The sequence below is a fragment of the Streptomyces sp. NPDC048504 genome (genome assembly GCF_043200035.1).
In the GTDB taxonomy this organism is placed as follows: Bacteria; Actinomycetota; Actinomycetes; order Streptomycetales; family Streptomycetaceae; genus Streptomyces.
The window spans coordinates 536,453-548,474 of sequence record NZ_JBICXA010000002.1 but is presented as its reverse complement, the minus strand read 5'-3'; the positions used below and the strand labels follow the sequence as shown (position 1 = coordinate 548,474).

Sequence of the window (12,022 nt, the reverse complement as noted above, 5' to 3'; positions counted from 1 at the left end):
CCGCGTCACCCGACCGGCAGTTCCGAAGCATTCCGGAATCGGATTCTTTCCCAACCGCCGCTCCTCACAAGGAGATTCCCATGAACACCGTCCAGAACCAGACCCCTTTCGACCGGCCGATGTTCTTCGTCGGCGGCGACTGGATCGGCCCCAGCACCGATGAGCGTCATGTGGCCCTGGAGGCCGCCACCGAGGAACCCATCGGCATCGCCGCGATGGCCGGCCCCGCCGACATCGACGCCGCCGTGGCCGCCGCCCGCGCCGCCCTGGAGAGCGGGCCCTGGGCCCGCAGCACCGCGGCGGAGCGAGCCGAGGCCATGCGCCGTTTCGCCGACGCGTGGGACAAGCGAGCAGACCTCGCCACCACCCTCGTGAGCCGCGAGAACGGGATGCCCGTCGCCCTGTCGCGACAGACCAACGGGCTCGGGCCGGCCGGTCATCTGCGCCGCAACGCCGATCTTGTCGAGAGTTTTCCCCTGGAAGCGCTCCGCCCCAGCATGCGGGGAGCCACCATCGTGCGCCGCGAACCCGTCGGTGTCGTCGCGGCGATCACCCCCTGGAACTTCCCGCTCGGACTGGCGCTGAGCAAGCTCGCCCCGGCCCTCGCGGCCGGCTGCACCGTTGTGCTCAAGCCGTCGCCGGAAACCGCGCTCGACGGCTATCTGCTGGCGGACGCCGCCATCGAGGCCGGCCTGCCCGCGGGTGTGCTCAACATCGTGCTCGCCGACCGGGAGGCCGGCGCCTACCTTGTGAGCCATCCCGGCGTCGACAAGGTCGCCTTCACCGGCTCCACCGCGGCCGGCCGAGCGATCGGCGCCGAGTGCGGGCGCCTGATCCGCCGCTGCACCCTCGAACTCGGCGGCAAGTCCGCCTCGATCGTGCTCGACGACGCCGACCTCGACACGTTCGTCGCCGGTCTGGACGGCGCCTCCTTCATGAACAACGGCCAGACCTGCACCCTCCAGTCCCGGATCCTCGCACCGCGCTCGCGCTACGACGAGATCGTCGAGGCCGTGGCCGACTTCGCCTCCGGCCTCGTCGTCGGCGACCCGCTCGACCCGGCGACGACCTGCGGCCCGATGGCCAGCAAAGCGCACCAGGAGCGGGTGCTCGGCTACATCGACGCGGCCCGCGCTTCGTCGGCCCGGCTCATCACCGGCGGCGCGCGTCCCGCGGGCCACGACCGCGGCTGGTTCGTCGAACCGACGGTCTTCGCCGACGTGGACAACTCCGACCGGCTAGCCCGCGAGGAGGTGTTCGGACCGGTCCTCGCCATCATCGCGTACGACGACGAGGCCGACGCCGTACGGATCGCCAACGACTCCGATTACGGGCTGGCCGGGTCCGTCTGGACCCAGGACGAGGCACGCGGCATCGACGTGGCCCGGCGACTGCGCACGGGCACGGTCGGCGTCAACTACTACGCGATCGACTTCAACTCCCCGTTCGGCGGCCTGAAGGCGAGCGGTATCGGCCGCGAGTACGGTCCCGAGGGGCTCAACAGCTACCTCGACTACAAGTCCATCTACACCAGCGCCGACCATCTGTCCGCCTGACACCGCCCCTTGTGGCGGTCGCCATCCGACCCGAGGCGGGCGACCGCCACAGAGCCGGGTGCAACGGTGATCGGGCGACAGCGGCCTGATGCGCACAATGGAGTAAGAACGACGACTCCGGGTCGTCGGTTCGAATCCGACAGGGGGCTCCGGCTCAGCCAAGCCGTACGTCGTGTCCTGGCTACCGCCTTGCCCGGCGGCGCCACCGAGGGAGGCGAGCAGTGATCCTCACCGGACCTGAGATCACTGCCGCTGCCCGCGACGGTCGCCCGACCATCGACCCCGGCCGGCGGTAGCGACCCCGACCCCGCGTTGTCTGTCGGGGCGTGACGGCATTGAACTCGGCGACTCGCTGAGGGCCTTCGCCACGGAGCTGGTGGAGTTGCGAAAGCGGGCGTGTCCACACGGCGGTCGTGAACCGCTCGCGAATACCCGAGCATCCTCAACGAGGCGTCCGCGAGCGCCGATCCCCTCAAGCCGATGCGGCTGCGGCTGTTCGGCATCACCCGGGAAAACCGCCATGGTTATGGCACCGCCGCTCACCCGAGCGCGCCGCCGAGCTCCTCGGTAACCGGCGCGCCGGTCTCAGTCCGCGGCGACGGGCTCGGGCAGTTCGGCCGGCAGGTCGCGGACTCCCAGGCGCAGGTGCTCGACGTGGTAGAGGGCCTGGTCGAGGAGTTCGGCGACGTGGTTGTCGTAGAGGGTGTAGACGATCGAGCGCCCGTGGCGTTCGCCGGTGACCAGTCCGAGGTTGCGCAGCAGGCGCAGTTGGTGGGAGCAGGCGGAGGCTTCCATGCCGACGGCGTCGGCGAGGTCGCCGACCGAGCAGGGGCCCTCCTGGAGCCGGGCCAGGATGTGCAGCCGGGAGGGGGTGGCGAGGGCCTGGAGGGTGGCGGCGACGTCGGCGGTGCCGACCGCGTCGAGCCGCTCGCGCGTGGTGGCGCTGCTGGTGGCGTCGGTTCCGTGGCCCATGTGTCCATCCTACCCATGACAAATGAAGACCTGTTCAGGTGTTCCTGTATGGTGGGAGCTGTTGCCCCGTCTGCCCGCGAAGGGTTGTTTTGTCATGTCTTCTGTCCTGGATCGGCGGCCCGCGCCGGCCGCCGCAGGCCCGCGACCGACCCTTCCGCGGCGCCGCACCCGCATCCTGGTGCTGCCGGAAGCCCGTTGGGCACTCGCGGCGCTGCTGCTGTTCCTGCTCGCCCTGCCGCTGTACCTGTCGGGTGCCCCGGGCTGGTCGTGGGGTCCGCTGTTCGCCGCCACCTACGTCACGGGCGGCTGGGAGCCGGGCTGGGAGGGGCTGAAGGCCCTCAAGGACAAGACGTTGGACGTGGACCTGCTGATGGTCGTCGCGGCGCTCGGCGCCGCCGCGATCGGCCAGGTCCTCGACGGCGCGCTGCTGATCGTCATCTTCGCCACCTCCGGCGCCCTGGAGGCCATCGCCACCGCGCGGACCGCGGACTCCGTGCGCGGCCTGCTCGACCTCGCCCCCACTACGGCGACGCGGCTCCTGCCCGACGGCACCGAGGAGAGCGTCGAGGCCGAGCGGCTCACCGTCGGGGACGTCGTCCTGGTCCGGCCCGGCGAGCGCGTCGGCGCCGACGGCCAGGTCCTCGACGGGGCCAGTGACCTCGACCAGGCCACCATCACCGGCGAGCCGCTGCCGGTGGCCAAGCAGGTCGGGGACGAGGTGTTCGCCGGGACCGTCAACGGCACCGGCGCCCTGCGCGTACGCGTCGAGCGCGACCCGGCGGACTCGGTGATCGCCCGGATCGTGAGGATGGTCGAGGAAGCCTCCGAGACCAAGGCGCCCACGCAGCTGTTCATCGAGAAGATCGAGCAGCGCTACTCGGTGGGCATGGTCCTCGCGACCCTCGCCGTCTTCGCCATCCCGCTCGTCCTCGGCGAGGAACTGGGGCCGGCCCTGCTGCGGGCGATGACGTTCATGATCGTCGCCTCACCGTGCGCGGTGGTGCTCTCCACCATGCCGCCGCTGCTGTCCGCGATCGCCAACGCGGGACGGCACGGCGTGCTCGCGAAGTCCGCCGTCGTGATGGAACGCCTCGGGCAGATCGACGCCGTCGCGCTGGACAAGACCGGTACCCTGACCGAGGGCACTCCCCGCGTCACCGACATCCGCCCGCTGCCCGGCAGCGGCCTGGACGAGGACGCCCTGCACCGGCTCGCCGCCTCGGCCGAGCACTCCAGCGAACATCCCCTGGCCCGCGCTGTCGTGACGGCCGCCCGCGAACGCGGCCTGCCCCTGGCCGCCGCCGACGACTTCGCCTCCGTCCCCGGCCAGGGTGTCACCGCCACGATCGACGGCCACACCGTCCAGGTCGGCTCTCCCGCCCGCCTGCCGGTCGCATGCGCCGACCGGACCTACGAGAAGGTGGTGGGGGAACTGGAGGAGGCCGGGCGTACGGCGGTTGTCGTGCTGCGCGACGGTGCGCCGGTGGGGGTACTGGGGATCGCCGACCGGCTGCGGCCGGACGCCGCCGCCACCGTCGCCGCGCTCACCCGTCTGACCGGCCGCGCCCCGGTCCTGCTGACCGGCGACAACGCGCGTGCCGCGCGGAACCTGGCCGCCGAGGTCGGCATCACCGAGGTACGCGCCGGCCTGCTGCCCCAGGACAAGGTGGCAGCCGTGCGGGAGTGGGAGGAGCAGGGCCGCAGGGTGCTCGTCGTCGGCGACGGCGTCAACGACGCACCCGCGCTGGCCACCGCCCACACGGGCGTCGCCATGGGCAAGGCCGGCTCCGACCTCGCTCTGGAGACCGCCGATGCCGTCGTCGTCCGCGACGAGTTGGCCGCCATCCCCGCTGTCGTGCGGCTCTCGCGTGCTGCCCGCCGCCTGGTCGTCCAGAACCTGGCCATCGCCGGAGTGTTCATCACCGCGCTGGTCGCCTGGGACCTGATCGGCAGCCTCCCACTGCCCCTGGGCGTCGCCGGGCACGAGGGCTCCACCGTCATCGTCGGCCTCAACGGCCTCCGCCTGCTGCGCGAGACCGCCTGGACCAACCCTGCCAAGGACACCGTGTAAGCAGACGCGCCCGACGTGCCGCCCTCGCAACGGGGGTGGCACGGCAGGCGCGTGTAGTTGTTCTTGGTCCCCAACCCGGGTCGGCGGAGGGTCAGTTGCAGCAGTCGCACTCGGGACGGCACCCGCACGCGTCGCCCACCTCGACAGCGACATGGGCTTCGGCGGCCGGGGCGGCCGAAGCGCCGGACGGCGCGCAACAGCCTTTGCCCTGCCAGGCATCGCGGCCCTCCTTGACGGCGACGCCGGCGATGACGAGGGCGGAGACAGGGTCGGCCCAGGACCAGCCAAGGGCGGCGTTGAGGATCAGACCGGTCAGGAGCACGGCGGAGAGGTAGGTGCACAGCAGGGTCTGCTTGGAGTCGGCGACCGCGCTGGCAGAGCCGAGTTCGCGGCCCGCGCGGCGCTGGGCGGCGGACAGGAACGGCATCACGGCGAGGGAGACAGCGGCCAACACGATGCCGGGGACGGAGCGTTCGGCCTCGCCGGATCCGGTGAGGGCGCGTACGGCGTCCGCGGTGACGTAGGCGGCGAGCGCGAAGAACGAGACGGCGATGATGCGCAGGGTGGTCTTCTCGCGGGCGTCGCGCACAGCGTGCTCACGGGCGGAGAACTGCCAGGCGACCGCGGCGGCCGAGGAGACCTCGATGACGGAGTCCAGCCCGAAGCCGACCAGCGCGGTGGACGAGGCGAGGGTGCCTGCGGTCAGGGCGACGGCCGCCTCGACGGCGTTGTAGGTGATCGTCGCGGCGACCAGCAGACGTATCCGGCGGGCCAGCAGATCGCGGCGGACCGGGGACGGGCCCAGGGATGTCGCGGTCATCAGCAGCACCCCTTGTCGTCGGCGTCGACGCACGTGCGGTCGGTCTCGACGGCCACCACGGCGGCGCGCAGGTCGTCCAGCGCATGCCCGAGGCGTTCGTCGGCCAGCTCATAGCGGGTACGGCGGCCGTCGGGCACGGTGACGACCAGGCCGCAGTCGCGCAGGCACGCGAGGTGATTGGACAGCCGGGTGCGGGAGACGCCGAGGGCGTCGGCGAGATCGGCGGGGTAGGCCGGGGCCTCGCGCAGGGCGAGCAGGATGCGGCAGCGGATCGGGTCCGCGAGCGCGCGGCCGAACCGGGCCAGTACGTCGATGTCGGAGGCAACAGTCAGCACGGCCCAACAGTACACAGAATCCTGAATTCAGGGAATCGTGAATTGTCGGTAGGTTGGCGCGCCACCGGCGAACGCTTCCCGCCGTCATCACCCTTCACCGCCACCGCATGCCTGAATCGACATTCACATGGACATGGATGTCATTTCCATCTACGGTGTTTGACTGTACCGAGGCGGCGCTGGAGGCGGTCGGCGGTGTGGACGTCGTACGCGACGAGGCGGGCGAGCGGCTGTACCGGCGGCGGCCCGCCGACGGTCATCGTCACTACCTGCTCTGCCGCTGCTGCGGCCGCAGCCGTCCGGTGGAGTCCGCGGTCGTGGAGGAGTGGGCCGAGCGGATCGCCGCCGACACCGGGTTCGCCGCGGTACGGCACACCGTCGAACTCACCGGCCTGTGTGCCGACTGCCACACCGCAGACGAACGAGGAGAGGGGCCGTCGTGCCGCTGGGAGCCCGATCACCGAGGCAGCCGGGGCCGAGCCCGCAGCTGCGCGAGCTGAAGGAGACCGTGCGCCGGCTGCTCGGCCTCGACGAGGACACCGCCGTGATGGTCCGTCAGCTCGCCTGCGCCGAGCCGGGCTGTCCGCCCGTGGAGACGGTCGTCGCCGTACTGCCCATGGACGGCGCGGCCCGCCGCTGGACCCTGCACGCACCCGCCGACCGGATCACCGAGGCCGACCTGCGCCGCGTCCTGCTCGACACCGACCAGGACCAACAGAACCAACTAGGAGCCCGAATTGACCACCACAGCGGAACCTCGTGACACGCGCGTGCCCGTCACCGTCCTGACCGGCTTCCTCGGTTCGGGCAAGACCACCCTGCTCAACCGCATCCTCACCGAGCACCACGGCATGCGGATCGCCGTGATCGAGAACGAGTTCGGCGAGGTCGGCATCGACGACGCGCTGGTCGTCGACGCCGAGGAGGAGATCTTCGAGATGAACAACGGCTGCATCTGCTGCACCGTGCGCGGCGATCTCATCCGCATCCTGGGCGCGCTGATGCGCCGGCGCGAGAAGTTCGACCACATCCTCATCGAGACCACCGGACTCGCCGATCCGGCGCCTGTCGCCCAGACCTTCTTCATGGACGACGAGATCGCCGCCCAGCTGCGCCTGGACGCCATCGTCACCCTCGTCGACACCGCCCACGTGCTCCAGCACCTCGACGAGGTCAAGCCCGAGGGCGTGGAGAACGAGGCCGTCGAGCAGATCGCCTTCGCCGACCGGGTCGTCCTCAACAAGACCGACCTCGCCGACGAGGAGACCATCGGGCACGTGATCCGCCGCGTCCGCGCGATCAACTCCGGCGTGCGCGTCATCCCGGCCCAGCATGCCCGCATCGACCTCCAACAGGTCCTGGACGTGGGCGCGTTCGACCTGGAGCGGGTGCTCGCCGACGACCCGTCCTTCCTCACCGACACCGAGCACCAGCACGACGCCACCGTCACCTCGGTCGGCATCGACCTGCCCGGCGAACTCGACGAGGACAAGCTCAACCCCTGGCTCGGCACACTGCTGCGCACGAAGGGCGTCGACATCTTCCGCTCCAAGGGCATCCTCGCCATCGCCGGGGCACCGAAGCAGTACGTCTTCCAGGGTGTGCACATGCTCCTGGACGGGGAGTTCGGCCGGGACTGGCGGGACGGCGAGGAACGGCGCAACCGGCTCGTCTTCATCGGCCGCGACCTCGACCGCGAGGCCCTGGAGCGCGGCTTCGCGGCGTGCCTGGCCACGGCGGGGGCACTCGCGTGAGCACCGCCGTCGAAGCTCCGACGGTGTGGGACATCGCCGTCGACGACGCACCCGTCTCCCTCAGCGCACGCGGTGACCTGATCGCCGTCGCCGGGGCCGAGGGCACGGTCCGGGTGCTGGATGCGGCCATGGGGGCCGAGTTGGGTTCCCTTGAGCTGCCGGGTGGGGCGCTGTCCGTCCAACTCGCGCCGGATGCCGGTCACTTGGCCGCCACCGGGCCGACGGGGTACGCGCTGTGGCGGCGCACGGGTGGAAGGGCGACCGTCCGGGAGTCCGGTGCCTGGTCCGCGGCCGCCGCCTGGGCCGGCCCCGAGCGGGTGGCCATCGCCTCCGGACGCCGTGCCCTCGTACTCGACGCGGACGGCGAGGAGTTGTGGCGTACGGACCCTGCCGCGTCCACCGTCACCGACCTCGCCTGGATGCGGCAGGGGCGGCGGCTCGCGGTGGCCGCGTACGGGGCGGTGCACGGACACGAGCGGCACACGCCGAAGCCGGTGGTGACCTACCCGTACGTCGGCTCGCACCTCGCGCTCGCCGTCGCGCCCACCGGCCGCTGGATCTGCAGCGGCAACCAGGACGCCTCCATCCACATCTGGCGCACCCGCGACGGCGGAGAGCTGACCATGTCCGGCTACCCGGAGAAGATCTCCCGCCTCGCCTTCGACGACAGCGGATTCTGGCTCGCCGCCGACGGAGCACCGGACATCACCGTCTGGGACTTCTCCGGCAAGGGACCGGAAGGCACAGCACCGCGCTCCCTGCGCTGCCACGAGACGATCACGGCACTGGCGTGGCGACCGGGCGCCGGCGGCCGGCTGGCCAGCGGCGGGGACGACGGCACGGTGGCGCTGTGGTACGCCACGGCCGGACGGGCACAGCAACGCCTGCGCCCGGCACGGGAGTTGACCGGTGACGGCGCAGCCGTCGCGGCGCTCGCCTGGGCCGGACCGCACCTGCTGATCGCCGCGTACCGCAACGGCCGCGTCCGGGCCTACGGCGTCCCCTCCAGGACCGCCCTGTGAACCCTCGTACGGTGACCATCGGCGCCGCCCTCCCCCAGTCTCGGCTTCGCTCGACCGGGCGGTACCCCCAGCAACCCTGCACCCTGGTCGTCTGCCGGGGCTGCTGCTGCGGCAACCCGCGCAAACACACCGGGACCGACCACGCCTGGCAGCTGGACCGGCTCCGCGCGGGCGCCGTCGAGTACGGCTTCCAGGTCCGCACGACGGACTGCCTCGGCCCCTGCGACCAGGCCAACGTCATCGTCGTCCAGCCCTCCGCCGCCGGACGCCGGGCCGGCGGCCGGGCCGTCTGGATCGGCTTCGCGATGGACGACGACTGCACGGAGGAGGTCGTGAACTGGGCGGCGGCCGGCGGACCGGGCGTCGCGCGGCCCCCGGCCACGCTGGAGCTCCAGTTCGTCCGCCCGCCGCGCGAGGCCCGGCTCCGTGCACGCCGGTGAGCATCCCGACGAGGCGGAGGGCAGCCGCGACATCATCGTGGCCGCCCGCCTCGACGAGGCAACCGCCGCCTCGGTGGCCGCCACTCTCCAGGCACTGGCCACCCCCTCCCGACTGCTGATCCTCACCACCCTGCGCCACTCGGCGCACTCGGTCACCGAACTCGCCACAGCCGTCGGCATGGAGCAGTCCGCCGTCTCCCACCAACTCCGCCTCCTGCGCGCCCTCGGCCTCGTCACCGGGCAACGCGACGGCCGCCGCATCGTCTATCGCCTCTACGACGACCACGTCGCCCAACTCCTCGACCAGGCCGTCCACCACATCGAGCACCTGCGGCTCGGCGCACGCGCCCTCGACTGACATCGAGGCAGCACCGGGCGCCGCACACCAATCAACACATGCATGGATCGCTATATGTTAATGTCGCCATGCATCGCCTGCGGGACACGGCCGCAGGCACCCCGGAAGCAGAAGCGGAAGCAGGAGTACGACATGACCACCGCCACCGAGCACCGCACCCACGACAGCCACACGCACACCCACGGCGAGGGCTGCGGCCACGTCGCCGTCCCGCACGGCGACCACACCGACTACGCGCACGACGGCCACCTCCACAAGGTCCACGAGGACCACGTCGACGAGTGCGCGAGCACCGGCCACAGCGCCCACGAGGGACACGACCACCAGCACGGCCAGGACTGCGGCCACGTCGCCGTACCGCACGAGGACCACGTCGACTACGTGCACGACGGCCACCGTCACGCCGCCCACGAGGGTCACTGGGACGATCACTGATCCGTCCCCCGGAGGCTCTCACCCAGATCGAAAATCATTGTCACTTGCTAATGTATGCATGTGACGACGACTCCTCCCTCCCCGACAGCTCCCGCGGACGAGCCGATACGCGCCCTGGAGGCCGCGAGTGACCTCCTCAAGGCGCTGGCCTCACCCGTCCGCCTCGGCATCGTGCGGGAGCTGTCCGGGGGCGGAAAGTACGTCCACGAACTGGTCGCCGCCCTCGGCGTGAGCCAGCCGCTGGTCTCCCAGCATCTTCGCGTCCTGCGCAACTCCCGCATCGTGACGGCCCGGCGGCAGGCCCGCGAGATCCAGTACGGCCTCACCGACGACCATGTCGCCCACATCGTGCTGGACGCCATCCGGCACGCACAGGAGTAGCCCCTCAGTCGAGGCGGGCGACCTGCCATGGCGCACGGTTGCACCGCGGCCTGCAGCCCGCGGTCGCGACGGCAGTGCGGAACTCTCTCCAGGCACCGGGCGGGACGAGCAGACCACAAGGGTGAACGGGTGGCTCCGGGGGCCGCGACCCGCGTCGCCCATGTCCGTGCCCTCCTTTGGATTCGGGCTCAACTCACTCCGGCGGCAAGCCATTTGGCGGCGAATGATTTGACACCGCACAGCCACCTCCCCACTCTATGGTCATGAAATCCATTTCCAACAGGGGTGGCTGAACATGCGTGTGGCATTCGTCGGCAAGGGCGGCAGCGGCAAGACGACCCTGTCCGCCCTCTTCTCCCGCCACCTGGCGCGCTCCGGCGCACCGGTCGTCGCCGTCGACGGCGACATCAACCAGCACCTGGCCTACGCGCTCGGCCTCGACGAGGACGAGTTCTTCACCGCGCCGCCGCTCAGCGCGCGAACCGGCGAGATCAAGGACTACCTCCGCGGCACGAACCCGCGGATCAGCTCCCGCGCCGCCATGGTCAAGACGACCCCGCCCGGACGCGGCTCCCGCCTGCTGCGGCTGCTGGGCGACGACGAGATCCACGCCCACCACGTCCAGGACGTCGGCGGGGTGGCGCTGATGGTCACCGGTGCCTTCGACGAGAGCGACCTCGGGGTGTCCTGCTACCACTCCAAGCTCGGCGCGGTCGAGCTGTACCTCAACCACCTCGTCGACGGGACCGGCGAGTACGTCGTCGTCGACATGACGGCCGGCGCCGACGCCTTCGCCTCCGGCCTGTTCACCCGCTTCGACATGACCTTCCTGGTCGTCGAACCGACCCGCAAGAGCGTCTCGGTCTACCGCCAGTACCGGGACCACGCCGCCGAGTTCGGCGTCCCGGTCGGCGTCGTCGGCAACAAGGTCACCGGCGAGGACGACCTCGCCTTCCTCCGGGAGCACGTCGGCGCCGACCTCGTCGCCCACTGCGAGCAGTCCTCGTTCGTACGCGCCCAGGAGCAGGGCCGTGAGCCCGGCGCGCTGGAGCCGCACAACGCGCGGACCCTGGAGCTGCTGCGCGAGGCCGTCGACGCCCGGCCCAAGGACTGGGGCGCCTTCCAGCGGCATGCCGCCGAGTTCCACCTGCGCAACGCCACCGCCTGGGCCAACGAGGCCACGGGCCAGGACCTCGCCGCCCAGGTCGACCCGGAGTTCCAGCACGGCCCCGCGGCCCTGGCCACCTTCGCCTGACCCGGCAGAACCAGCTCAGCAACAGACCCCGCAAGCCGCAACAAGCCCCAAAAGACAAGGACTTCCCTACATGTCGCTCGACGTCTCCCCGCAGCTGCTCGCCGAAGCCGAGAACGGTGAGGTGCGGGAGGAGGACTTCGTGGAAACGGTCCGTACATCCCTGCCGTACGCCTACGACCTCGTCGACCGCCTGGTCAGTGAACTGCTGTCCGGCACAGCCGAGTTCACCGACAACCAGACCCCGCCGCCCTCCGAGAAGGAGCGCGGCCAACTGTTGCGCGCCCTGTCCAGCGACGCGATCCGCCGCAGCCTGGAGCGGCACTTCGGCGTCACCCTCGCCTTCCAGAACTGCCACCGCGTCGCCGCCTTCCGCCCCGAGGCCCGCGGCGGCGAGACGTACACCCGCTTCACCTCGCTGCGGTCCCAGATCCTCAACCAGTCGCCGGAGTTCCGCGACTGCTGACACCGCTGCCGATCGGCGTCACGTCGCCAAGATCACCGTCGGCATCGCCGCACGACGACAAGGGTCAAGTATCCGTAATGATTTTCATTTGGATCAGCTGACCCTCTAGTAGTGACAATCGTTTCCATCTACGGTCGTGAGTGTTCCGCTCCACCGGGCC

Annotated in this window: 15 protein-coding genes; 12 read left to right on the top strand and 3 right to left on the bottom strand. The window is 71.1% G+C overall.

Features of this window, described 5'->3' with window-relative positions:
* Positions 1–80: 80 nt before the first annotated feature.
* Entirely contained in the window at positions 81–1,556 is a 1,476-nt protein-coding gene (locus ACGFY9_RS06815) for an aldehyde dehydrogenase (protein WP_393752662.1), read from the top strand.
* Positions 1,557–2,141: 585 nt separating this feature from the next.
* Here the strand turns inward: ACGFY9_RS06815 and ACGFY9_RS06810 are convergent.
* Positions 2,142–2,528 carry an ArsR/SmtB family transcription factor gene (locus tag ACGFY9_RS06810; RefSeq protein ID WP_393752660.1) on the bottom strand — a complete coding sequence of 129 codons (387 nt, stop codon included), beginning with the start codon at positions 2,526–2,528 and terminating at the stop codon, positions 2,142–2,144.
* Positions 2,529–2,622: 94 nt separating this feature from the next.
* On the opposite strand from ACGFY9_RS06810, the gene ACGFY9_RS06805 reads away from it, so the two are divergent.
* Complete coding sequence (locus ACGFY9_RS06805) at positions 2,623–4,599, top strand: heavy metal translocating P-type ATPase (protein ID WP_393752658.1); 1,977 nt, start codon at positions 2,623–2,625, stop codon at positions 4,597–4,599.
* A gap of 91 nt (positions 4,600–4,690) precedes the next feature.
* On the opposite strand, the gene ACGFY9_RS06800 is transcribed toward ACGFY9_RS06805, so the two are convergent.
* Both ACGFY9_RS06800 and ACGFY9_RS06795 read right to left on the bottom strand, forming a co-directional pair.
* A complete protein-coding gene (locus ACGFY9_RS06800) occupies positions 4,691–5,419 on the bottom strand; it encodes a cation transporter (protein WP_393752656.1) in 729 nt (242 codons plus the stop codon).
* Complete coding sequence (locus ACGFY9_RS06795; protein WP_393752654.1) at positions 5,419–5,754, bottom strand: ArsR/SmtB family transcription factor; 336 nt, start codon at positions 5,752–5,754, stop codon at positions 5,419–5,421. Before ACGFY9_RS06795 ends, ACGFY9_RS06800 begins: the two co-directional genes overlap by 1 nt.
* A 155-nt stretch (positions 5,755–5,909) precedes the next feature.
* Here ACGFY9_RS06795 and ACGFY9_RS06790 point away from each other — a divergent pair, with 155 nt between their 5' ends.
* From ACGFY9_RS06790 to ACGFY9_RS06745, 10 genes are all read left to right on the top strand, one after another.
* Positions 5,910–6,254: a Fur family transcriptional regulator gene (locus ACGFY9_RS06790; RefSeq protein ID WP_393752652.1), complete on the top strand. Its 345-nt coding sequence runs from the start codon at positions 5,910–5,912 to the stop codon at positions 6,252–6,254.
* Between the two features lie 8 nt (positions 6,255–6,262).
* Positions 6,263–6,517 (top strand): hypothetical protein, encoded by a 255-nt coding sequence (locus tag ACGFY9_RS06785; RefSeq protein WP_393752650.1) that lies wholly within the window; start codon positions 6,263–6,265, stop codon positions 6,515–6,517.
* Entirely contained in the window at positions 6,492–7,508 is a 1,017-nt protein-coding gene (locus ACGFY9_RS06780) for a CobW family GTP-binding protein (protein WP_393752648.1), read from the top strand. The genes ACGFY9_RS06785 and ACGFY9_RS06780 overlap by 26 nt, the downstream gene beginning before the upstream one ends.
* Positions 7,505–8,530 (top strand): WD40 repeat domain-containing protein, encoded by a 1,026-nt coding sequence (locus ACGFY9_RS06775; protein WP_393752646.1) that lies wholly within the window; start codon positions 7,505–7,507, stop codon positions 8,528–8,530. Before ACGFY9_RS06780 ends, ACGFY9_RS06775 begins: the two co-directional genes overlap by 4 nt.
* Before the next feature lie 17 nt (positions 8,531–8,547).
* Positions 8,548–8,970: a (2Fe-2S) ferredoxin domain-containing protein gene (locus tag ACGFY9_RS06770; RefSeq protein WP_393752856.1), complete on the top strand. Its 423-nt coding sequence runs from the start codon at positions 8,548–8,550 to the stop codon at positions 8,968–8,970.
* Positions 8,957–9,328, top strand: coding sequence for an ArsR/SmtB family transcription factor (locus tag ACGFY9_RS06765; RefSeq protein WP_393752644.1), 372 nt, complete (start codon positions 8,957–8,959; stop codon positions 9,326–9,328). Before ACGFY9_RS06770 ends, ACGFY9_RS06765 begins: the two co-directional genes overlap by 14 nt.
* A 132-nt stretch (positions 9,329–9,460) precedes the next feature.
* Positions 9,461–9,763 (top strand): hypothetical protein, encoded by a 303-nt coding sequence (locus tag ACGFY9_RS06760; RefSeq protein ID WP_393752642.1) that lies wholly within the window; start codon positions 9,461–9,463, stop codon positions 9,761–9,763.
* 60 nt (positions 9,764–9,823) lie between these two features.
* Complete coding sequence (locus ACGFY9_RS06755; RefSeq protein ID WP_019063700.1) at positions 9,824–10,144, top strand: helix-turn-helix transcriptional regulator; 321 nt, start codon at positions 9,824–9,826, stop codon at positions 10,142–10,144.
* Between the two features lie 295 nt (positions 10,145–10,439).
* Positions 10,440–11,399 (top strand): ATP-binding protein, encoded by a 960-nt coding sequence (locus ACGFY9_RS06750; RefSeq protein WP_393752640.1) that lies wholly within the window; start codon positions 10,440–10,442, stop codon positions 11,397–11,399.
* A gap of 70 nt (positions 11,400–11,469) precedes the next feature.
* Entirely contained in the window at positions 11,470–11,862 is a 393-nt protein-coding gene (locus ACGFY9_RS06745; protein WP_393752638.1) for an SCO5389 family protein, read from the top strand.
* Positions 11,863–12,022 lie beyond the last annotated feature (160 nt).